This is a genomic window from Mammaliicoccus sp. FSL K6-3158, assembly GCF_038005105.1.
Taxonomy (GTDB): Bacteria; Bacillota; Bacilli; order Staphylococcales; family Staphylococcaceae; genus Mammaliicoccus; species Mammaliicoccus sciuri.
Genome location: NZ_JBBOSL010000001.1, coordinates 1,620,337 through 1,643,423 on the forward strand (window position 1 = coordinate 1,620,337; position 23,087 = coordinate 1,643,423).

Here is a 23,087-nt window from a genome sequence, read left to right on the forward strand (position 1 = left end):
CTCCTACATAACGCGTTTAAATAATTTCTCTAATTCATACGTCGTTAATTCAATAATAATTGGTCTTCCGTGCGGACAAGTAAATGGGTCGGTTGTTTCTCGTAACTCATCTATCAAATGACTCATTTCATGGTTTCTTAAATAATGATTAGCTTTAATAGATTTTTTACAACTCATCATAATTGCTGCATCTTCTCTTAATTTTTTAATATCAACTTTTTCATGATTTAACACGTAATCGATCATATCTTTTATAATTTCTTCTGCATCAACATTAGGTAACCAAACCGGATATTCACTGACCATATAATCATGATGACCAATTGGTTCTAAAAATACGCCCGCTTCAGCAAGTGATTGTAAATGCTTTTCAATAATCATGTGCTCGTCTTTAGAAAAATTAAATGTTAATGGCAACAATAAACTTTGTGTTTCATTTGTGACTTCACCAATTTTTTCTTTGAAAAATTCATATTTAATTCGTTCTTGCGCTGCATGTTGATCAATCATAAACATGCCCGTATCATTTTGTGCCACAATATATGTTCCGTGAACTTGACCTACAACTTCCATATACGGTACACGTGGCCCTTCAGATACTTGCTCTTCTTCAATTGGTGTTTGATATGGTGTATCAACATGTTCTACTGTATCTTGGACTTCATAAGTTTCTTCATTATTCTCTACCTGCTCGGGTTCATCATGTAGAACTTCTATATCTCTATTAGCTTCTTGACTGATAGTATCTTCTTGAATAACCGAATGATGTTCAATTTTATCTTTAAATTGCCAAGAAGATGAAGGTTCTCTACTAGTAGAGTCCTTTGTGTTTTCAATTTCTTCAACACTTTCATTTTTATCAGATATGTGCTGATATTGAGTTGTATTTTGATTTCTTTTGGCTTCAAAATCTATTCTTTGTTGCTCAAAAATTTCTTTTTGTGATTTTTTAGGTTTTTGCTTTTCTAAAGATGTATCTGGAATTAATGACATACCTCTAAATGCTTCTTTAATTTTTTGATTAATCAAATCATAAAGTAGTTGTTCTTTAGAAAGTCTTACTTCTAGTTTCGTCGGGTGAACGTTAACATCTACTAAAATCGGATCCATTTCAATATTTAAATAAACGATTGGATACCTGCCAATTGGTAATAGTGTATGATAACCTTCTATAATCGCTTTGTTAAGTACAAAATTCTTAATATATCGACCATTTATAAATATAGAAATATAATGTCTATTACTTCTCGTGTGCTCAGGTTTACAAATAAAACCATTTACGACGTAATCATCTGTTTCTCCATTAATTGGTACAAGGTCTTTCGCAATTTTCATGCCATAAATTTCAGCCATTACTTCATTTGTTCTACCTGAACCATTTGTTGAAATTACTGTTTTATCATCTGATACGAGATTAAATGCGATATTTGGATGACTCATTGCCATTCTGTTCACTATATCCGTTATTTTACCCAGTTCAGTATACAAACTTTTAACATATTTTAATCTTGCTGGCGTATTATAGAATAAATCTTCAACAAGAATATCTGTACCTTTTTTAGCTTTAGCAGGTTGTTTTTTTGTAATTTCACCATTTTCAACGCGTACTTCATGACCAAGCATACCATCTGTACAAGTCTTCATCGTCACTCTACTCACTGATGAAATACTCGCCAAAGCTTCTCCTCTAAAACCAAGCGTACGAATATGAAACAAATCATAATCGTTATTAATTTTACTTGTCGCATGTCTACCAAAAGCTTTGGATATATCGTCTGCTTCAATGCCTGTTCCATTATCTACGACTCTAATAGATTGAATACCTGATTCTTTAATCGTAATATCAATTTGAGTAGCTTGAGCATCAATTGCATTTTCCAACAATTCTTTCACAACAGAAGCTGGTCTTTCTACCACTTCACCTGCAGCTATTTTGTTGGCTAAAGATAATTCGAGCTCTTTAATTTTTCCCAATGCACTCACACTTTCTATTTAAGTTGTTTTTGTAATTCATGCAGTTTTGATAATGCTTCAATAGGTGTTATGTTCATTAAATCAATTGATTTCAGTTTCTTTTCAATTTCAGATTGCCCTTGTTCTTCAAATAATTGGAATGATGGTTGTTCATACTTATCTGCTTCTTTTTCTACTTTAGTATGAGATTCAAGTTCTTGCAAAATAGTATGTGCTCTTTCAATAATTTCATCAGGTAAATCCGTTAACTTCGCTACATGAATACCATAACTTTGATCAACTGCGCCTTCTTTTACTTTATGCAAGAAAATCAATTCTCCTTGATATTCTTGTGCAGCAACGTGAATATTTTTAAGTCCAGATAACGTTTCATCTAAATGTGTTAACTCATGATAATGTGTAGAGAATAATGTTTTTGCTTTTGTATGATGATGTACATATTCAATCATAGACTGAGCAAGTGCTAGACCATCAAATGTTGATGTACCTCTTCCAATTTCATCAAATATAATTAAGCTATCTTCAGTTGCACCAACCATAGCTTTTTCAGCTTCTAGCATTTCTACCATAAATGTACTTTTCCCTGATACTAAATCATCTGCAGCACCAATTCTCGTAAAGATTTGATCAAATATTGGCAATTGCGCATAATCTGCAGGCACGTATGCACCCATTTGAGCCATAATACTAATAATAGCTATTTGACGCATATACGTACTCTTACCAGACATATTTGGTCCTGTTATTAAATAAATAAAGCCTTCTTTATCTAAATAACAGTCATTTGGGACATAATCATTATGATCCATTACGCGCTCAACAACAGGATGTCGCGATGATTTAAGTGATAATGTTTTATCTTCACTAAAAATTGGACGTGTATAATGATATTTTTGAGCAATTTCGGCAAAGCTTTGTAAACAGTCTATTTCTGATAGTAATTTAGCTTGTGCTTGTAACTTTTCAGTATAAGCTTTCACTTCTTGTCTTAAATCCAGGAATAGTTGATATTCTAGTTCGATTGCTTTATCTTCTGCACCTAAAATGATAGATTCTTTTTCTTTCAATTCTTCAGTAATAAATCGTTCAGCATTTGATAATGTTTGCTTACGTTGATATCCTAAAGCATCCGTGTCTATATGATTTAAATTAGTTTTTGTAATTTCAATATAATACCCAAAAACTTTGTTAAAGCTTACCTTTAATGATTTAACACCTGTTCGTTCACGTTCTTTTAATTGTAATTCTGCAATCCATTGTTTACCATTTGTTGAAGCTTCTTTATATTGATCTAGTGTTTCGTTATAGCCTTTTTTAAATATGCCACCTTCTTTAACAGATATCGGTGGATCTTCTACTAAACTTTCATCTAATAATCGTTCTAAATCATTTAATGGCTCTAAATCTTTAAATCGATCTATAGACTTTGAGTCTAATCTTTCAATAATTTCTTTAACATATGGAATTTGCTTTATTGAATAATTCAACTGTACTAAATCTTTAGCATTCACATTGCCATAGCTAACTCTTCCGACTAATCTTTCAATATCATATACCATATTTAAATAGCTTCGAAGTTCATCACGCTCAATAAACCCATTCACTAATTGTTCAACAGCATCTAATCTTTGTTCGATATCTCTTTGATTAATAAGTGGTCTATCTATCCATTGCTTTAATCTTCTTGCGCCCATAGGTGTCTTCGTATCATCCATCAACCATAATAATGTACCTTTCTTAGATTTAAGCCTGATACTTTCTGTTAATTCAAGATTTCGTTTCGCATAAAAGTCCATTTTCATATAATCTAAAGCTCTATATACGACAACTTCTTCTAAATGTGGCATATCGCGTTTACCGTTATCATGAATATAATTTAATAAATAATTTAATGACCTTTTTTGATCGTGAGATGTGCCTGTGACAACTTCATAGTCTCGTTCTTCATAGCTATCAATAACTGTGATGGTTTCAGTTATGAGTTGAATTTGTTTATATAAATTATCTGGTAACACTTTATTAACAATAATTTCATTAGGGTGAATCGTTGTAATTTCATTAATTAAAGTTGTTTCATCTACAAATGATGTTACCTTTAATTCTCCTGTTGTGACATCACAGTAACTTAAATGAAACTCTCCGTCTTCTTTTATAAATCCTAATATATAATTATTTGTTTTTTCGTCCATACCTTTTTGATCCATAACCGTACCTGGCGTTATGACTTGCACTACTTCTCTACGAACCATTCCTTTAGTTTGTGTCGGATCTTCCATTTGTTCACAAATCGCGACTTTATAACCTTTTGAAATAAGTTTTTCGATATATCCAGAAGCAGAATGATACGGTACCCCACACATTGGAATTGGATCTTTCTTAGCATCTCTTCTTGTCAGTGTTATTTCTAATACTCTTGATGCTTCAATTGCATCATCGTAGAACATTTCATAAAAATCACCTAATCTGAAAAATAATAATGTATCTTGATATTGAGATTTTATCTTTAAATATTGAGCCATCATCGGCGTTGGTTTAGACATCTTTATTCACGTTCCTTTTTTTAACTTTCGATTTATCTATTTTATCAAAATTTCTACTATTAAACGAGTATGTTTATTTATTAAAAAAAGAGCGTGATATAGCAATATATGCTTCACACCCTTTAATTTATGATATAACTTTAAGTATCATTTTTTAATTTCTTTAATATGCCTCTTTTTTCAAAAGCTTTTAATAACATATAACTCGCGATAGCGCCTATTAGACTACTAAAGAAAAATGATAAAAATAACGGCCAAAATGCAATTTTCCCTAATCCTAGTAACCAACCTAACGGAATACAAACGAAGCTACCTATCATACCAGTGCCTAGGACTTCTCCTAAAGATGCAATTGATAATTGTTTACGATATTTATAGAGTAAACTTGCTAATAATACGCCTATCATACTGCCTGGAAAAGCAAAAATCGTGCCTAAACCTAATAAGTTTCTAATAAACGAAGATAACAAAGCTTGTGCTAAGCCATACCATGGTCCAAGAAATACAGCTGATATGACATTAATGAAATGTTGCATTGGTAATGCTTTTATTGGGCCTATAGGTATTGTAATAAAAGTACTAAACACCACATTTATCGTTGTTAATATTGCAGTTAAAGTCATTAATTTTGTCTTCTTCATTATATTTCCTCCAAATAAAAAATCATTAGTCTACGTATTGGCAGACTAATGATTAAAAGCATAAATAATCTTTAGTTGCACAATCTCTACGCCAGTATTACCTGGATCAAATCTACACGTATCTTCTCAGCCTTTTTAGGCACCGTGTGTGCAATATATTAAATCTTAATTTGAACAGCTACTTGTATTTGGTGCATTTCTAACTGCTGCACCTGTTTCACCAGTAAGTTGATTACCACCTGTTGATTCAATAATTTCATTTGTAACTGTATGGCTAATTGAATGAGATACCATTTGTAAAAGTTCATTAACTTCAACTTGCGCTTCTTTAAATTCACTTACAATTGGCATTTCATCTAATTCTTTTTCAATGTTTTTTATTTTTTCTTCAACCATAGCTAAAGCTTTATCTTTACCATAGTTTTGGAAATTAACTGCTTGTTTTTGTAAAGATTTCAAGCTTGCCATTTTTTCTCTGACTGTTTGATTCTCATGAATTTGCGCTTCTGCACGTTTAAAGAAATCTACTTCTTCTGTTTCTGACATCATTTTTCCGAGTTTACGCGCTTGTTCCAAAATATCATCTTTTGTATACATTTAATGTACCACCTTTTCTTTAGATACAACATCTATAAATTCACCATTTAATGAATATTGTTTTGCTTCAGTAATTTTTACTTTTACGATTTTGCCGATTACATCTTTTGGTGCTTTAAAATTAACTAATTTATTCTTTTCAGTATAGCCTGCTAGTACTGCTTCATCTCTCTTACTTGAACCTTCGCATAAAACAAATACTTCTTGTCCTTCATATGGTTTCAATGATTCTGCAGCATATTCGCCAACTACTTTATTTAATCTTTGAAGTCTTGCTTTTTTCTCTTTATCAGGCACATTATCTTTCATCTTAGCTGCTGGCGTACCTTCTCTCGGAGAATATACATACGTGTAAGCATGTTCGAAACCAACTTCATGATACAACTTTATTGTTTCTAAAAATTGTTCTTCTGTTTCATTAGGATAGCCAACAATGATATCCGTTGTCAATGCTACATCTGGAATTGCTGCTTTTATTTTTTGAACTAATTCTAAATAACTTTCACGTGTATATTTTCTACCCATAATTTTTAACACTTGGTTATTACCAGACTGTACTGGTAAATGTATATGAGGTACGATATTACCACCATTAGCAATCACTTCAATTAAACGATCATCAAAGTCCCAAGGGTGACTTGTCGTAAAACGTACGCGCGGTATATCGATTTTAGTGATGTCATTTAACAAATCACCTAAACCATAATTTAAACCGTCAATATCTTTACCGTATGCATTTACATTTTGACCTAATAAACATATTTCTTGGTATCCTTGTCTTGCTAAATCTCTTACTTCAGCAATAATTTCTTCAGGCATACGACTTCTCTCTTTACCACGTGTGAACGGTACAATACAATACGTACAGAATTTGTCACAACCGTACATAATATTTACCCACGCTTTAATTCTACCATTTCTTACTTTAGGTAGATTTTCGATGACGTCGCCTTCTTTTGACCATACTTCAACAACCATCGCTTTAGACATATATGCTTCTTCTAAAATTTCAGGCAATCTATGGATGTTATGCGTACCGAAAATCATATCAACATTCTGGTATGATTTTAGAATCTTATTAACGACAGATTCCTCTTGTGACATACATCCACATACACCAATTAAACAATCTGGTCGCGCTTGTTTAAGATGCTTTAAATTCCCAATTTCACTAAACACTTTATTTTCAGCATTCTCTCTTATTGCACATGTATTAAGTAATATCACATCTGCATCTTCTACTGAGTTAGTCGGTCCAAAACCTAACGCCTGTAAGATACCAGCCATTACTTCTGTATCATGTTCATTCATTTGGCAACCATATGTTCTAATATAGAATTTACGACCTTTCCCCATACCTCTATGTCGTTCGTCTATTTTAAAATCATCATGATATTCAATTTGTGATTTCCCTCTTTGTTTAGCGTCCTTTAAATTTGGAGGTTGATAAACATGTTCGAAGTACTTGCTATAATCCTTCTCTAAATTAGGTTCTGTCTTCGCTGTAGCCCCATGTTTTCTTTGCTCTTCATTCAATTTCAAAACCCTTTCTGCCCATATATTTATACCTATATATTATATTAGAGTTCAACATAAAGTGCAAAAATGTTCCGACATTTTTGCACTTTCATTTCATGTAGTCATTATTTAATTTTAAAGATGATTAATCCAAAATCTTCTCGTATTTTCTTGTTCATCTGATTTATAGGGTTCATCTTCTACACCATTATTATTTATAATGACTTTCGCACTTGCATCATTCGATTCATCACAAGTTACAAGAACAGAATTTACACCCTCATTATTCAAATTCTTAACTGCATAATTTAACAACTTTGTCGCGTAACCTTTACCACGTTCGCTTTTTCTAACACCGTAACCAACATGACCACCCTTTTTATTTAAATAGTCATTTAAGGCATACCTAATATTTACAGCGCCAACAATTTTGTCATCGTCAATGAGTACATATGTTTTTGCTTTTACAAAGTTTGCGTCAACTGGGTCTTTTGCTTCTTCTAACATGATCAACATCTTGTCAAATCCACCATGTTGACGGACATCAGTCGCCCATGGAACAACCGGTTCTTCGTTTTCATACCATTCATTTATATATTCTGTGAATAACGATTCAATATCTTTATCTAATTCTCTGAATTCCATAAACGTATCCCCTTTTAGTTTAATTCTTTTATTTGTTCATCATCATTTGTATTTAACATGTGATAATAAATACCTTGTTGTTCAATTAATGCATCTTGTGAGCCAGATTCAATCAATTCACCGTGGGATAATACAAAGACTAAGTCTGCTTTTTTAACTGTATTTAAACGGTGCGCAATAATAACACTCGTTCTACCTTGCATTAATGTATCCAACGCTTCTTGAATTTTAATTTCGGTTACTGTGTCGATACTACTTGTTGCTTCATCCAATAAAAGTATTTTAGGATCTTGAAGTAAACATCTTGCGATAGAAATAAGTTGTTTTTCACCTTGAGATAATGAACCAGATTCACCTTTCAACACTGTATCATAACCATTTTCTAAAGCTTCTATAAAGTCATGTGCATTTGCTTTTTTAGCAGCTTCTACAACTTCTTCATATGTAGCATTTGGCGTTCCATACATTATATTGTCTTTAATCGTTCCATCAAATAAATAGGAGTCTTGTAACACAACACCAATAGAACTTCTTAAAGATTCACGTGTTATTTTGTTAATTGGTATGCCATCTATTAGAATACGTCCTTTATTCACTTCATAATAATGTAGAATAAGTTGCACGATTGTCGTTTTACCTGCACCGGTGGCACCAACTAATGCAACAGATTCACCGTTATGAATTTTAAAGGATAAATCTTTTATAGTCGGTACTTTTTGGTTAGGATCATATTTGAATTCAACATGTTCAAATTCAATTTCACCGTTAATATTTTGATAATCTTGCGCCTCTTTATCATCTTTTTCACTTGGCTCATCCATAATATCAAAGACACGTTCAGCACCTGCAATTGCAGATAATACTGTATTAAATTGGTTTGCTAAATCAGATAACGGTCTTGTAAACTGTCTCGCATATTCTGCAAAAATCACAATCACCCCTACTGTAACACCAGCAGTTTGATTAAGTGCTAATATACCACCAATACCAGCTACAATGGCAAAGCTTAAATTATTTAAATAGTTCATTACTTTTGGTATTAAACCACCAAATGTGATAGACCAAAAACTATATTCTCTCACGTCTTTCGCTTTTTCATTGAATGTATCTATAACATGTTTTTCTTGAGAAAAAGCTTTAACAACTGTTTGTCCATTTACAATTTCCTCGATATATCCATTCATAATACCAAACTGCTTTTGGCGTAAAGCATATAACACACTTGTTCGTGCTGTAATCCATCTTAAACTTATAAACATGATTGGAATAATAATTATCGTCAATAGTGTGAGTAAAGGACTCAAATAAAGCATGATTGAAAGTGTACCAATGAGTGTAACGACACTAGAAGTAAACTGTATAAATGATGAATTTAATACTTGAGATACATTTTCAATATCATTTTGCATTCGACTCATCAGTTCACCATGTTGCTTTTGATCATAATAAGCGACAGGCAAAGTTTGAAAATGTTCAAAAAGTTGATTTCTTAATAAATATACCGTGCGCTGGGCAATACTGACCATCATAAATGATCCTATATATGATGTAACTGAAAGCATTATATATACAATAGCAAGCAGTAAAATATATTGAGGTAGTCCATTTAATTCTTTCGGTATAATTTTCGTATCAATGATATGTCCGATTAAAAACGGTCCAACTAAACTTAATATGGATGAACATATAATCATTAGAATCACGACAATTAATTGAATTCGTTTTTCGTCTATTAATTTCCATATATTTAATAATGTACCTTTCGTATCTCTTGCTCTTTTTTTCTTTTTAGTTGGATGTTGAGTACGATTTTTATCTTCAAATACTGATTTATGACCATAAGGGTTTCTTAGACTCATGATGAACTCACCGCGCTTTCTTGACTACTTGCAATTTCTTTATACAATGGTGATGTTTCTAATAGTGTTTCATGTGTCCCAATAGCTTCAATTCGTCCATCGACTAGTAACATAATTCGATCTGCTGTTTGAGCAGTTGAAATTTTTTGTGTCACAATTAATTTAGTCGTTTCTTCATCTTCTAATGCATCCCATAAAGCAGATTCTGTCTTAATATCTAATGCTGATGTTGAATCATCTAAAATTAATAAACCTGGTTTCCTAACAAGTGCTCTAGCAATAGATAATCTTTGCTTTTGACCGCCTGATAACGTCACACCTTGTTGGCCAATCATCGTATCATATTGATGATCAAAACGTTCGATAGATTGGTGTATTTGGGCTTTTTCTGAAGATAATTCTAACATTTCACTTTCAGCTGATGGATCTCCAAATTGTAAATTCTCATAAATTGTTCCTGAGAATAACAATGCTTTTTGAGGTACGTATCCAATTGCATCTCTTAAAGATTCAATTTCCCAATCGTTTACGTTTTTATTGTTAAGCAATATTTCTCCTGATGTCGCTTTATACATTTTAGGTATCAAACTGACTAATGTAGATTTACCAGAACCAGTTGACCCCATAATGGCAAAAGTTTCTCTCGGTTTCACTTCAAATGATATATGTTCTAAAACAGGCTTATGACTATTTGGATACGTGAAAGAAACATCTTTAAATTGAATAGGATATGCATAATTGGGCTTATGTTCAATTTCATTATTAAACACTTTTTCATCTGATGGCGTAATTAATACTTCTTCAATTCGTTCACTTGATGCTTTCATTCTACTGAGTGTCATGATTAAGAAAGCAAGCATCCCAAATCCACCTTGCATTCTCATACCATAATTTAATATCGCAACTAATTTACCAACTTCTAAAGTAGAATGATCAACCATATCTGAACCAAACCATACAACAGCTAATATACTGCCATTTATAATCAATAATAATGAAGGATTGATAAATTCCATGAGGCGTAATGCGTATGTATAATTGCTTCTAATATCTTTGATTTTTTCATTAAATTGATTGATTTCTTGTTTGCTCGTTTGGCTCGCTTTGATTAATCTGACCGCTTCTAAATTCTGTTGGAAAAATCTATTCATTTCATCAAATTTTCTTTGAATTTTTGTGAATAGTTTAGATCCTTTTCGAGCAATTACAAATATAATAATAAAAATAATCGGAGAACCTATTACTAAATAAATCGCTAATTTCGGTTCGACTGCAAAACTTAAAAAAATGCTCCCAATAATCATTAAAGGCGCTCGTAACATGATTCTAATTGACATATATACTGCTTGATCACAATTGGTTACATCACTTGTTAACCTCGTAATTAAACTTGAAGTCTTAAACCTCTCTAATGTTGCTAAAGAAAAAGACTGGATTTTCTTAAATTGTTCAGTTCTTAAATCATAAGCAAATGCTTGAGATACATGCCCCGCAACAAAACTATTCCATATTCCTGATAAAAGGGCTACTAATCCTGTTACTAGCATAATAACTAAGTACAAATATACGTGATTCAAATCATTCTTTAAAATTCCGTTATCAATGATTTCTGATATAAAAATGGGCTGAATAAGTTCAACCGCTAATTCTACTAACATTAATATTAAACCGAGTATAAACAACCATTTATACGGCCTAATAAATTTAAGTACTGTTTTCAATTTACATATCCCCTTTAATATATTTTTCTATAACATTCTCCTTTTCTTATATCTTATTATTTTGAAATTATGATTTATACTTATCCGTTAATGTATCCATTGTTATACCTTCAGGCACATGATAGAACTTAATCTGAGAAATAATGCTGTCACATTCAAGTTCAACCATACGTTCATTTATTTGTTCAATAAGAATAAGACATGCATTTAAATCTCCTTCTATCGTTGTTTCTAAAGGATGTACTTCATATTTAAGACCCGATTGATCGATGATACTAATTGCCTCATCAACTAGAGGAATAACACCTGTCTGTTGATGTTCTGGAATAATTTGAATACTCATTAATGTATTTGTCATTTCGAATCCCCCTTTTCTATGTATAAAAGCTCATAGATAAATCTATGAGCTTAAAGTGGTATTATTATATAATTATTTAAACTGAGAAACAAGTTCATCAAATTGATTTTGTTCAAGTTTAAGAGACTTTTTAACAAGTGGTTGTTCATCAAACTGTTCAATTTGTGATTCATATGATGGTGTATCTTTATCTTGATAAATAATTCCTGTAATCATTGATTCAGCATCTAATACAGTTTGCATTGCTTGAGATTTGTTTGTATTATCATAACCTTCAATATCTGCAAGTTTTGTTAAATTTTCTTTAAACCAGTCATACGTATTAATTTTATTATACGTTACACATGGTGAAAATACATTTACAAATGAAAATCCTTTATGATTAATCGCTTCTTCAATAATACTTGTTAATTCTTTAATATCACTAGAGAAACTTTGAGCAACAAATGTTGCACCAGATGATATCGCCAATTCTAAAGGTGCAATATTTTGTTCGATGTTACCTTTTGGAGTTGATTTCGTTACAAATCCTTTAGCAGAACTTGGTGATGTTTGTCCTTTTGTTAAACCATAAATTTGGTTATCCATAACGATATAAGTCATATCCATATTTCTTCTTAATGCATGAACAGTATGGCCCATACCAATCGCAAATCCATCACCGTCACCACCTGAAGCGATAACAGTTAAATCTTTATTAGCCATTTTAACGCCTTGTGCTAATGGTAAAGAACGTCCATGTATAGAATGAACGCCATATGAATTTACATAACCGCTTAAACGTCCTGAACATCCAATCCCTGTAATAATGGCAACTTCTTCTGGCTCTAGTCCAACATTAGCTGCTGCTTTTTGAATTGCAGCTTGTACTGAGAAATCTCCACAACCTGGACACCAGTTTGGTTTAACATTATTTCTAAAATCTTTAAATGTTGCCAATTAAATCAACTCCTTCATATTACTTACGACTTCTAAAGCTTTATCTTCTATTTCATGTGGTAAGAACGGCGTACCGTCATATTTAGTTTGGTTAATAATTTTATTTTGATGATTAATATTCATCTTAATAATATTAGATAGTTGTCCTTGATAGTTATGCTCAGCTACAACAACTTTTTTAGCTTTATTAAATGCTTCTTGCACAACATCTGAAGGGAACGGATGAAGTTGTCTAATTTGAATGTGATTGACTTTCACATTTTGTTGATCCAATCTTGAAATAGCTTCTTCGATTGCACCAGCTGTTGAAATAAAGCCAACATATAATATATCCGCTTCTTCATATTTTTCATTAGATTCTACTGGATCATTGATCAATAATTGAGCTGTTTTACGCATACGTTTATCCATTTGTTTTTGTCTGTTTTCAGCACTTTCAGAAGGTTTTCCTTCTTCATCATGTTCAACACCTGTAACGTGATGGATTCCGCCTATTGTACCTGGTAAGATACGTGGTGATACACCTGAATCTGTTAAAGCATAACGTTTAAAGTACGCTTTATCTTCTTGTTTTTCTAAATCACCTTCAACCAATGCACCTCTACGAATTTCAACTTTGCTATAATCTAATGATTCTACAGTTTGTTTACCTAATGATAATTGTAAATCTGATAATAGAATAACTGGACATTGATATTCTTCAGCTAAGTTAAACGCTTCTACAGTTAAATAGAATGCATCACTTGCACTAGTTGGTGCCAATACGATTTTAGGAATGTCACCGTGTGTACCATAAATCATTTGCATTAAATCTGATTGTTCTTGTTTCGTTGGCAGACCAGTAGAAGGTCCCCCACGTTGTGTATTTACAATAACAAGTGGTGTTTCAGTCATACCTGATAAACCTATTGATTCCATCATTAATGATAAACCTGGACCTGCTGAAGATGTGAATGAACGAACACCAGCATAGTTTGAACCTATAGCCATTGTACATGCTGCAATTTCATCTTCTGTTTGAATAACTGTTCCACCTAATGCTGGTAAACGATCAATCATATACTCCATAATTTCAGATGCTGGTGTGATTGGATATGCTGCCATAAATCTAACACCTGCTGTAACAGCACCTAAACCAATTGCATCATTTCCTATCATAAATAAATGACCTTCAGAGTCAGTTGGTTCTATGGTATGTTCACTTTGTAAATCGTCCATTTGTTCAGACATTAAGCGATATCCTTCATTTAAAGCTTGAATGTTTAAATCTACAACACTTTCACCTTTTTTACCGAATAGATCTTTTATTAATGATTCAAATACTTTCGTATCTAAATCCATTACGGCACAAGTTGCACCAACTGCGACCATATTTTTCATAAGTGCAGTGCCCAATTCTTTTGCTACACCTGTGAATGGTAAACTAACCAATTGTGCTTTACTATCTTCTGGATTTTGAGGTTTCGCTTTTTCATCTGCAATAATAATACTTCCTTCAAGCATTTCATGATAGTTAACTTCTATCGTCTCTTGATCAAATGCAATTAATATATCTAAATCGTCACTAATAGCTCTTACTGGTTTTGACGATACTCTAATTTTATTATTTGTATGACCGCCTTTAATTCTACTTGAAAAATGGCGATATCCGTATAAATAATATCCTTGACGGTTCATAGCAGTTGCAAAAATTTCACCTGTTGATTCAATTCCTTCGCCTTGCTGTCCGCCCACTTTCCATGAAATTTGTGATTTCATTTTATGGCCTCCCCATGTAATATCTCATGTTATATCATAACAAAAAAACCCTTTTAATCCTATGAAATTAAAGGGTTTTAATAAAAATCAGTCTAATGGACGATACTATTCAAATGGATGATCGTCATTAATTAATATACGTTGTATTTTTTTAGCTTTACCTGCACTATCAAGGTCAATAATAACACCTGACAATACTTTTCTACCTTCATCAGGTAAATTATGACGTTGCGGTAAACTTGTTATAAATCTTTCAATAACTTCATCTTTATTAATACCTAGTATGCCGTCATAATAACCCGTCATACCTACGTCAGTAATATATGCAGTACCTTCATTTAACACACGCTCATCAGATGTTTGAATATGAGTATGTGTACCAACCATTGCACTTACTCTACCATTCAAATACCATCCCATTGCGTTTTTCTCTGAAGTTGTTTCAGCATGAAAATCCACAAATATATACGGTGTTATTTTTGAAGCTTGTTCTATAAGTTCATCTGCTTTTTTGAATGGGCAGTCAATTACTGGCATAAATGAACGACCTTGTAAATTAATGATTGCGATATCTTTATCATTAACTCTAATAATTCTCATACCAAGACCTGGTGCTTCTTCTGGGAAATTCGCTGGACGAACCATTCTATTCGCTTGTCCAATAAAATCATATATTTCTCTTTGACCATAAGTGTGATTACCCATCGTTAAAAAGTCGGCACCCATTCTTAAAATATCTTTATAAATTTTCTCTGTTAAGCCTTTACCGTGTGCAGCATTTTCTGCATTCACAATCGTAAACGTTGGTTTGTAACTTGCTTTAATTTTTGGTAAATATGTTTCTAACTGCTCTCTTCCTAGTTTGCCTACAATATCACCTATAAATAAAATTCTCAATATTGACATCCTCTCTATTCACTCTATATTCTAATTCAAAATAAAAAATTTTAAAAGAGATGATTATTAATTTTTTATTAGGGTATACATAATACGAGCGTTATTCAAACACATTAGTTTAGTAACGTTACAAAATCTAATAGGAGTGTTTATTTAAACATGGGAATTGAAATCCAACCAGAAAAATTTGCAGAATTAGTGGTTAGAGCAAATCCATCCGTAGAAGAAAATGCAGAAGATATCGCGAAAGACAGTTTAGAACTATACGTTACAGCATTCAAACTCGCTGAAAAATATGGCAGTTGTGGTGTAAATTCACAAGAAACATCCAACATTTTAAAAGAAGCATTAGATTTAGAACTGAACTTAACACGTTAAATTTATTATAAAATACTAATATCAAAAAACCATCGCTATAGACTGTAGCGATGGTTTTTGATTTGTAGAATACTTACTTAAAGATAAAATTTACGAGGTACCCAATCTTGTGTGTTAATGTCTTCATTAACTCACAAGTTCTAAGATAACTATATAAAAATCAACACTTTGTACAAATCTTACTTAAATATATAATTCACGATATTTTCAGTGGTACCTATTTTATCATCTTGTAATAGTTGGTCTGTTATATTTTGATAATCTGGTTGTTTATTTTCTAGTAATTGTCTGGCCAGTATGCGTTCATCATTACTCGCAATTTCTATCGTGACAAGTTCGAATATATCAAAATAAAAGCCTATTTGTTCTGAATAAACTTCTGTATCTTCTTGCAATAAGAAAATGGGTTTATTTAAATGTGCATAATCAAATATCGTAGATGAATAATCTGTAATCATGGCATCTGAAATTAAATATAGTTCTTGAATGTCTACAAGTTCATTATAAAAACAATGAATTCGATCACTTAATTCACTATATGTTACTCTCAAATGTGATTCATTAGGATGTAGTTTAACAATAATTTCATATTCTTCAGGTAATTGTTCTAATAAGATGTTTAAATTGATTTTTGACATTAGTGCTCTTTTTTCTTTTCTCCATGTCGGACAGAACAAAATATATTTTTTATCATTACTTTTAGTAAAGAAATATTTCGTAAGCACACGTTCTTTCTCTGTTTCATCATGCTTCATTAAATATTCATTTCTCGGTGCACCGAGTTGAAGTATTTGTAAGTCTTGCTCTGGTTGAATATTAAATGATGACTCTAGTAACATTGTATTTACTGCTGAAGAAGTTAATAAGTAATCCCACTTCTTCATTCTTGGTTTAAACGCTGCTACTTGAGCATTCCTTTCAGTTTTGTCTTCTAAATCATTCAACATTCTTTTAAGAGGAAAGCCATGCCATGTTTGTACAAATATTTGATCTTTATGTTTAAACACCCTATCTAAAGTATTGCCGTTCACCACAATATATTTGCACGACCTAAATGTTTGATTATAAATATTACTACCAAACCTTACAGGAATTAAATTGTGATTTCTAATTTCCATATCTACTAATGCATTTCTAGAACTTACATACACTTCTTTTTCAGGAAAGTGTTCTTTAATATATAGTGCGATATATTTCGGATCTCCATTAAAATTGTTCCCATGAAACGACTCTATGAACACTTTATTTTCCGAAGGTGTAATGGCGTCGTATTGCTGTTTAAGCTTATCCATTTTCCTTTTTTCGTATTTCTTTTTTGCAAAATTAAAGACTCTCTCATTATTTAACACTGTTCTAATAACTGGTTTAGTCTTATATTGTTCATACAAATCTCTGCCATATTCTAGCTTTGATTTTTTGCGGACTTTTTGTGTAACTTTCGCCTTACTTCCTGATCCTATTTTTAAACCATCCATACATCCTTTAGATGCTTCAATAAAATCAGAAGCATAGTCTCTATCAACAAATGTTGCATTCAATAATGCTACATCTTCAGCTCTTTCTTCCTTTGTATATTTGTCATCAATAAACTCAATTAAACGATTACTATCTTCATGGATATCTTTCTCTAAAAATTGTACTGCATGATACGGTTCATATATACGTTTGAGTACGCCATCTTCTCCAGCATAAATAAACGTTTTATTACCTTCAGCTATAGATTCTAATATAGAATAGCCTAATGTTTCATATGGAGAAGATGATATATAAATATAGTTTTTAGGTTCCCGTTCATTCATATGAACATGTTCCTCTAGTTGATAATAATGAATTAAATTTTTATATAAAATTTCAGATGGTCCATACCCCTTGATATATAAATGTATATTATCATAGCCCTTAACATTGATGATACGATTCATCATTTTTATAACATATGAAATATCCTTTATATTATCTTCAAATCTTGCTTTAATTAATAAATTTCTTCGTGTCACACTAGGTTCTTCATTCGCGATAATATGTGACGCATCGACATATTGATTAAAGACATTTTCTTTTCCATAACGTTCGATGAAATCACGCTTAATATCAATAGAACTCACTCTATAAGCATCAATCGCATCAAAAGCTAAATCTTGATTATCATCAATATATGCTAATGGTCCATGAATCTCCCCTACGACCATTGCATTTGGATTGATTGATTTTATTTCTCTTGCTAAATAAAAGAAGGTTTCTCTCGTTAGTATAACGAAATCTGCATTTACAAAATCTTCACTTGTTCTAAATTCTTCGAAACTTAAATGCTTATCAAATAATTGTTCATTAATCATAGTATTAAATTTCGCTGTCTTATCAAAAGTTTTAAAATTATAATAAACAACTTCATGATTAGCTTTAATAAACGATTTAATTAAATTGATATTACTTCTTGATGTTCCACCTTTAGCAAAAAGATTGAACCCTAAAATTTTAATTTTCATTCAATCTCGCCCCTTTGTAATTGTTTTTATCTTATAATTAAATTTTCATTCATATTAACACTCCTTATATACTTATTCCACAATTTTTAATTATTTTACACAGAATTATTTGTTGGAAATAATTAATTTTATTGAATATAAAAATAGAAGATAATCTATTTTTATATTATCTTCTATTTTACAATATTAAATTCATGCTCTTTTACTCATCAATCACTTATTAATATATCTTTTTTGAATTGTATAGCTTGAATTACACCCTTTGAAATTTCTTCATTATTAAGCCAACGTTTAGTTCCATCATCATTTATTCGATGACCCAATTTTACTGTGAATACATTAAAGCCTTTATTCTTAAGCTTATTAATAAACTCAGCATCATCAAATTTATTTGTACCGACGACGTGAACATAAATTGGTTCAGCATGCTTATCCACACTTATATATTTCTCAATGAACTTGAGATGATTAAAATAGCCATTACTATGTACCCAACTCACCATAATATTAGTACCTCGTATATTCTCATCACTCAGCACACAATCATTTTCATAATCATATTGTTTAAAATGTATATTTTTCGAATGAAGTAAGTCCTCTGCGTATTTATTTTGATTTCTAGAAAGCAACCAAATATCATCATCAAAATGTTCTTTAATCCATTTCGTTGCATCCATCAACATACCCGATCCACCAACAATCACAATTGTCACTTTATTCACCTACTTTATTTTAAGAATTTTTCTCAAGTATGCTTAATATAACGCAAGCTTTCAATAGATTTTCATTTATCTAGTCAAATTTATCTCTCACATTTCACTTTACAAATACGAACACTTGTTCGTATAATAAAAGAAAAGATTCTACGGGAGGTGTTTGTGATGAATAAGTATATTAACTTAATGATTCATAAATTTGAAACTTACATTTACATGTTAGATAGCGTTGAACCGACTAATGATACGGCGATATTTTTAAATGGTGAAGTCATTTATAAAGAAATAAACAAAGTTGAACGCTACCTTCAATCATTTGATTATCGAACTGAGAAGTTCATTTTATTTACGGGATATTTAAAGATTTTACACGTCATTTATCGTGATGTTTATACATCTTCAACACAACGAAATACGATGATCGTTTCTTTGAATAACGCAATCCATTGCTTAAATAAAATGAATAAGGAGCTTGTATATGAAAATTATTAATCCTGACTTACCAGAACCTTATAAATATGAGACAGATTATCGCAAAATTCCTAATCATTATCTACAACGTAATATTCCTAAAGGAAGAGGTATGATTAAATGGGCACCATTTGCAACAATGCCCGAGCAATATGAAATGATTAAACAGTTTATAGCCGATCAAACAAAAGTAGAGAAACCTATATTAGAAGAAACTGCATTAAATGATTTGAATAACGTATTAGCAGAAAAAATATTTTATAATCCACAAGCACTTATTAAATATTGGGAAGATGGTTATTTTAAAGAAATAGCATGTGAAATTCATAAATTTGATAGTGAACATAAGAAGTTAGAAGTCATTGCAGAGGATAAGAAAGTACGATTAAGCATGGATTGTATTGTTAGTATTGAATAGTCTAAAACCATTTTCTTCGCTTATGCTATGATGTGTAAATGGGGGTGGCATAATTTATGATAACGATTGAACGTATTACTAAAAATAATGAGCATGAACTTAAATTACCTAATGAAGCATTTGAACTGTTCGGTAAACTTGTCGTTACGAGAACTGCTAATGTATGGCAGTATCATGAAGTATTAACGGATTCTGATACGATGATTTTTCCTGATGAAGATTATCAGCTTGATTCAATTGATCAGAAAGGTTTTGCAATAGGTGCGTTTGATGATAACAAATGTATTGGTTTAGGTATTTTTGAAAAGTATTGGAATAAATATTTGTATTTAAGTGATTTAAAAGTCTCTTCTTCTTACCGCGGTCAAAATGTTGCATCAACATTGTTAAATGCAGCGATAGAATTAGCAAAAGATGAAGGAATGAAAGGGATTTATACAATTGCTCAAGACAATAATTTAAATGCTAATCGCTTTTATTTAAAATATGGCTTTGAAATTGGAGGATTAAATACCAAATCATATCAATTCACACAACAAAAAGGTAAATTTGATATTTACTATTATTTGGATTTTAATGCATAACTAAAAAGTGGGACAGAAATCTTTTTAAATAAATTAGATTTCTATCCCACTCTTATTATTACTATATTACATTTAGTTTATCTTCTTCGCTTTAAATATGATCATCATAGGTCTTCTTAATTCATCTTTCATACCATCTATATTCATCATATGTTGAGGTGGTATTGGCTCAACAATATTTTCAATGATAAATTGATTATTTTTAAGCGCTGCAAAATATGAAGTTAATGTATGATGATTTTTTTTTATTTCGCTACCTAAGAAATGCGTATTTCTTTCCCCTTCTACAAAATAATGATCAACAGGGAAATGCTCAATTTCTCCATCTTTATATATCAATTCTTGAGAACCATGAGCAGTAAATATAGGATGCTCTACTGAAAATATAAATTCTCCATTATGTGATAATGCTTTTGATACTTTCTTAAACAGTGACTCAATATCTTCTATATAATGAATCACTAATGAACTTAATATTACGTCATAAGTATTAGGTTCCATAGAATACTCATCAATGAGATCAACCAAATAGGTTATTTTAGAATCATGATTGACCGCTTCTGCCTTCTCTATCATTTTTTTAGAAGCATCGATGCCTACCACTTCTTTAGCCCCTTGCTGAACAGCATATTTACAATGCCAACCATAACCACAACCTAAATCCAATACTTTTTTATTTTTAAAGTCAGGTAAATTGCTTTGTAATGTTTCCCATTCTCCTGCACCTTCCAAGCCGTGCTGACTTCTCGGCATTTTAGCATATTGATCAAAAAATGCTTGATCATCATATTGATTCTCCGGTTTCATCTTATCACCTCATACTCATGATATCAGAATGAAAGCAATAAATTTAATGTTTTAATAACGCCACTATCGTTATGATTGATCGCGATGAGGTTTGCCTCTTTTTTCAATTCTGGATATGCGTTATCCATTGCTACTTTATATTTAGCTGATTTGAATAAATCTATATCATTAAGTCCGTCTCCAAAAGCAATTGTTTCAGCAGGATCAATGTTTAATATGCTTTGTATTTTATGAATAGTCGTTCCTTTATTCACACCTAACTTCGTAATATCAATCCAGTAATCTTCAGATGCAATAATATACACTTCGTTATTAAAGTAATCAATTTGTTGTGCTGTTTGTTTACATTTACCTGAAGCGTCATGAACCGTGATTTTCAAGAAATCACTTTTAATTTCTGTGAAATCTTTAATGTATGTAACGTTTTGATATGAACCGTGTACAAATTTTCTTTCTTCTTCATAAACAGTATCTAGAACATATGCTACATCTTCCGTACATGCAATAATTGTTTGCTCTGGATCTATTTTTGTTAAAGCATCAATAATATTTAATCCTAGTTCATTTTGTATCGTTGCTGTGTAAAGAAATTCACCGTTATATTTTATACGTGTTGCACTATCTCCAATGATAAATGTATCTTTCGTTAAATCCCCTACAATATTTTCAACTCTTTCACATTGTTTCCCCGTACAGAACACAAATCTAATATTGTGTGTATCTAAATTTTCTTTTAATATGCCAAATGCTTCTCTATCAAACTCGCTATTCCCATCTAAAAAAGTACCATCCATATCTGTGACGACTAATTTTATATCCATCTAATTATCCCCTTTACTTTATAACTGTTTAATCATATTGTATCGGTATAATTATAGTTTTTCAATAGGAATCGTTTACTTTTTTATTTGTTTAAGAAATTGTTTTGGTGTTTGGCCATACCTTTCTTTAAACTTTTGTATAAAATAACTCGTTGTTGAAAAGCCACATACGTATGAAATATCTGTAATAGACTTATCTGTATGTTTATTTAATAAACTCACACTTTTTTCTAATCTATAGTTTAAGATATATTGAAATGGCGTTTGATGAACATATTTACTAAACAGTCGAACAGTCTCAGGTTTACTCATATGGATATTGTCACTTAAATCATTCAACGTTATTTTAGACTGATAATGAACTTGTATATAGTTAATCAATGTTTTGATACGTTGATCGAAATAGTAATGTGCATCTGTTTCAATTTGCGACATGATATTTATCAAGTGTTTCAATGACTCATAATAGTAAATTGAAATATCTAATTTAAAATGTTGTTCTTTTTTAATAAATTTTTCACCTGCATCTTTAATGATATTAATTAGCATTTGATGTTCGGATAGATTTGGAGACAAGTAAATATAAGGTATTTTATGTGCTAATTCTAATACTTGCGTTAAATATTCCATCTCTATCTGTTTATACATATCAGCGAGATCAATATTCCAACAAAAATATTCTGTATCAGACACACTTTCATTTATTTCATGAACAACTTGAGAATTTATAAATAACCCGTGCCCTTTTGGAACATAAATCAATTCTTCACCTATTCCAACTTTAAGTTCACCATTAATGACATAAACATATTGCAAAGCACTGTGCCAATGAATGGGGATGTATCCATATAACGTTTTGTTTAGAACGGTATGTAAAATAATGTGATGCCAATTTTTATAAGGATATTGAATTAATTCTTCTCTTGTTTCTTCAACAATAATTTCAGTATACAATCAAC

21 protein-coding genes and 1 riboswitch are annotated in these 23,087 nt (G+C 31.2%); of the genes, 4 read left to right on the top strand and 17 right to left on the bottom strand.

The features are described 5' to 3' along the window. Window positions 1-3: 3 nt before the first annotated feature. The 12 genes from mutL to MHH94_RS08155 form a co-directional block, all read right to left on the bottom strand. Window positions 4-1,974, bottom strand: coding sequence for a DNA mismatch repair endonuclease MutL (gene mutL, locus MHH94_RS08100; protein ID WP_078355738.1), 1,971 nt, complete (start codon window positions 1,972-1,974; stop codon window positions 4-6). 14 nt (window positions 1,975-1,988) lie between these two features. Beyond that, window positions 1,989-4,514, bottom strand: a complete 2,526-nt coding sequence (gene mutS / locus MHH94_RS08105) for a DNA mismatch repair protein MutS (RefSeq protein ID WP_340840555.1) — start codon at window positions 4,512-4,514, stop codon at window positions 1,989-1,991. A 140-nt stretch (window positions 4,515-4,654) separates the two neighbouring features. Next, window positions 4,655-5,155, bottom strand: a complete 501-nt coding sequence (gene thiW, locus MHH94_RS08110; RefSeq protein ID WP_084754696.1) for an energy coupling factor transporter S component ThiW — start codon at window positions 5,153-5,155, stop codon at window positions 4,655-4,657. 65 nt (window positions 5,156-5,220) lie between these two features. Next, window positions 5,221-5,312, bottom strand: a riboswitch (TPP riboswitch). Between the two features lie 8 nt (window positions 5,313-5,320). Next, a complete protein-coding gene (locus MHH94_RS08115; protein ID WP_025905606.1) occupies window positions 5,321-5,752 on the bottom strand; it encodes a RicAFT regulatory complex protein RicA family protein in 432 nt (143 codons plus the stop codon). Next, window positions 5,753-7,288 (bottom strand): tRNA (N6-isopentenyl adenosine(37)-C2)-methylthiotransferase MiaB, encoded by a 1,536-nt coding sequence (gene miaB, locus MHH94_RS08120; RefSeq protein WP_084754698.1) that lies wholly within the window; start codon window positions 7,286-7,288, stop codon window positions 5,753-5,755. It lies immediately after the preceding gene. A 117-nt stretch (window positions 7,289-7,405) separates the two neighbouring features. Beyond that, window positions 7,406-7,915 carry a GNAT family N-acetyltransferase gene (locus MHH94_RS08125; protein WP_048542675.1) on the bottom strand — a complete coding sequence of 170 codons (510 nt, stop codon included), beginning with the start codon at window positions 7,913-7,915 and terminating at the stop codon, window positions 7,406-7,408. Between the two features lie 14 nt (window positions 7,916-7,929). Beyond that, window positions 7,930-9,774: an ABC transporter ATP-binding protein gene (locus MHH94_RS08130; protein WP_084754699.1), complete on the bottom strand. Its 1,845-nt coding sequence runs from the start codon at window positions 9,772-9,774 to the stop codon at window positions 7,930-7,932. Continuing rightward, a complete protein-coding gene (locus MHH94_RS08135) occupies window positions 9,771-11,495 on the bottom strand; it encodes an ABC transporter ATP-binding protein (protein WP_208182962.1) in 1,725 nt (574 codons plus the stop codon). Before MHH94_RS08135 ends, MHH94_RS08130 begins: the two co-directional genes overlap by 4 nt. A gap of 67 nt (window positions 11,496-11,562) precedes the next feature. Then, on the bottom strand, window positions 11,563-11,853 hold the full coding sequence (locus MHH94_RS08140) for a thiamine-binding protein (RefSeq protein WP_025905601.1): 291 nt from the start codon (window positions 11,851-11,853) through the stop codon (window positions 11,563-11,565). A gap of 72 nt (window positions 11,854-11,925) precedes the next feature. After that, a complete protein-coding gene (locus tag MHH94_RS08145; protein WP_340840565.1) occupies window positions 11,926-12,792 on the bottom strand; it encodes a 2-oxoacid:ferredoxin oxidoreductase subunit beta in 867 nt (288 codons plus the stop codon). Beyond that, window positions 12,793-14,550: a 2-oxoacid:acceptor oxidoreductase subunit alpha gene (locus MHH94_RS08150; RefSeq protein WP_340840567.1), complete on the bottom strand. Its 1,758-nt coding sequence runs from the start codon at window positions 14,548-14,550 to the stop codon at window positions 12,793-12,795. 105 nt (window positions 14,551-14,655) lie between these two features. Continuing rightward, window positions 14,656-15,447 (bottom strand): TIGR00282 family metallophosphoesterase, encoded by a 792-nt coding sequence (locus MHH94_RS08155; protein WP_084754702.1) that lies wholly within the window; start codon window positions 15,445-15,447, stop codon window positions 14,656-14,658. Window positions 15,448-15,606: 159 nt separating this feature from the next. Here MHH94_RS08155 and MHH94_RS08160 point away from each other — a divergent pair, with 159 nt between their 5' ends. Next, entirely contained in the window at window positions 15,607-15,825 is a 219-nt protein-coding gene (locus MHH94_RS08160) for a hypothetical protein (RefSeq protein WP_048542667.1), read from the top strand. 179 nt (window positions 15,826-16,004) lie between these two features. On the opposite strand, the gene MHH94_RS08165 is transcribed toward MHH94_RS08160, so the two are convergent. Together MHH94_RS08165 and MHH94_RS08170 are read right to left on the bottom strand one after the other, a co-directional pair. After that, window positions 16,005-18,311, bottom strand: coding sequence for a CDP-glycerol glycerophosphotransferase family protein (locus MHH94_RS08165; RefSeq protein WP_217843821.1), 2,307 nt, complete (start codon window positions 18,309-18,311; stop codon window positions 16,005-16,007). 209 nt (window positions 18,312-18,520) lie between these two features. Beyond that, window positions 18,521-19,024 carry a hypothetical protein gene (locus MHH94_RS08170; RefSeq protein WP_058591422.1) on the bottom strand — a complete coding sequence of 168 codons (504 nt, stop codon included), beginning with the start codon at window positions 19,022-19,024 and terminating at the stop codon, window positions 18,521-18,523. Between the two features lie 168 nt (window positions 19,025-19,192). On the opposite strand from MHH94_RS08170, the gene MHH94_RS08175 reads away from it, so the two are divergent. Genes MHH94_RS08175 through MHH94_RS08185 form a run of 3 tightly spaced genes read left to right on the top strand, consistent with a single transcriptional unit; the run spans window position 19,193 to window position 20,500 of the window. After that, window positions 19,193-19,519, top strand: coding sequence for a hypothetical protein (locus MHH94_RS08175; protein WP_049319020.1), 327 nt, complete (start codon window positions 19,193-19,195; stop codon window positions 19,517-19,519). Then, a complete protein-coding gene (locus MHH94_RS08180; protein ID WP_058591421.1) occupies window positions 19,506-19,916 on the top strand; it encodes a YolD-like family protein in 411 nt (136 codons plus the stop codon). Before MHH94_RS08175 ends, MHH94_RS08180 begins: the two co-directional genes overlap by 14 nt. Window positions 19,917-19,972: 56 nt before the next feature. After that, window positions 19,973-20,500: a GNAT family N-acetyltransferase gene (locus MHH94_RS08185; RefSeq protein WP_340840575.1), complete on the top strand. Its 528-nt coding sequence runs from the start codon at window positions 19,973-19,975 to the stop codon at window positions 20,498-20,500. 72 nt (window positions 20,501-20,572) lie between these two features. Here the strand turns inward: MHH94_RS08185 and MHH94_RS08190 are convergent, their stop codons facing one another. From MHH94_RS08190 to MHH94_RS08200, 3 genes are all read right to left on the bottom strand, one after another. Then, window positions 20,573-21,307, bottom strand: coding sequence for a class I SAM-dependent methyltransferase (locus tag MHH94_RS08190; protein ID WP_340840576.1), 735 nt, complete (start codon window positions 21,305-21,307; stop codon window positions 20,573-20,575). 23 nt (window positions 21,308-21,330) lie between these two features. Continuing rightward, the gene (locus MHH94_RS08195; RefSeq protein WP_058591419.1) at window positions 21,331-22,128 is read right to left on the bottom strand and encodes a Cof-type HAD-IIB family hydrolase; all 798 of its coding nucleotides are present in this window, start codon (window positions 22,126-22,128) and stop codon (window positions 21,331-21,333) included. 75 nt (window positions 22,129-22,203) lie between these two features. Next, window positions 22,204-23,082, bottom strand: a complete 879-nt coding sequence (locus MHH94_RS08200) for an AraC family transcriptional regulator (protein ID WP_232182923.1) — start codon at window positions 23,080-23,082, stop codon at window positions 22,204-22,206. Window positions 23,083-23,087: the final 5 nt, after the last annotated feature.

Excerpts from the sequence above, each read along its gene's own strand:
- mutS (WP_340840555.1), bottom strand. The coding sequence starts at position 4,514 with ATGTCTAAACCAACGCCGATGATGGCTCAATATTTAAAGATAAAATCT.
- thiW (WP_084754696.1), bottom strand. The coding sequence starts at position 5,155 with ATGAAGAAGACAAAATTAATGACTTTAACTGCAATATTAACAACGATA.
- MHH94_RS08115 (WP_025905606.1), bottom strand. The coding sequence starts at position 5,752 with ATGTATACAAAAGATGATATTTTGGAACAAGCGCGTAAACTCGGAAAA.
- MHH94_RS08125 (WP_048542675.1), bottom strand. The coding sequence starts at position 7,915 with ATGGAATTCAGAGAATTAGATAAAGATATTGAATCGTTATTCACAGAA.
- MHH94_RS08130 (WP_084754699.1), bottom strand. The coding sequence starts at position 9,774 with ATGAGTCTAAGAAACCCTTATGGTCATAAATCAGTATTTGAAGATAAA.
- MHH94_RS08140 (WP_025905601.1), bottom strand. The coding sequence starts at position 11,853 with ATGACAAATACATTAATGAGTATTCAAATTATTCCAGAACATCAACAG.
- MHH94_RS08150 (WP_340840567.1), bottom strand. The coding sequence starts at position 14,550 with ATGAAATCACAAATTTCATGGAAAGTGGGCGGACAGCAAGGCGAAGGA.
- MHH94_RS08160 (WP_048542667.1), top strand. The coding sequence starts at position 15,607 with ATGGGAATTGAAATCCAACCAGAAAAATTTGCAGAATTAGTGGTTAGA.
- MHH94_RS08165 (WP_217843821.1), bottom strand. The coding sequence starts at position 18,311 with ATGAAAATTAAAATTTTAGGGTTCAATCTTTTTGCTAAAGGTGGAACA.
- MHH94_RS08175 (WP_049319020.1), top strand. The coding sequence starts at position 19,193 with ATGAATAAGTATATTAACTTAATGATTCATAAATTTGAAACTTACATT.
- MHH94_RS08180 (WP_058591421.1), top strand. The coding sequence starts at position 19,506 with ATGAAAATTATTAATCCTGACTTACCAGAACCTTATAAATATGAGACA.
- MHH94_RS08185 (WP_340840575.1), top strand. The coding sequence starts at position 19,973 with ATGATAACGATTGAACGTATTACTAAAAATAATGAGCATGAACTTAAA.
- MHH94_RS08190 (WP_340840576.1), bottom strand. The coding sequence starts at position 21,307 with ATGAAACCGGAGAATCAATATGATGATCAAGCATTTTTTGATCAATAT.
- MHH94_RS08195 (WP_058591419.1), bottom strand. The coding sequence starts at position 22,128 with ATGGATATAAAATTAGTCGTCACAGATATGGATGGTACTTTTTTAGAT.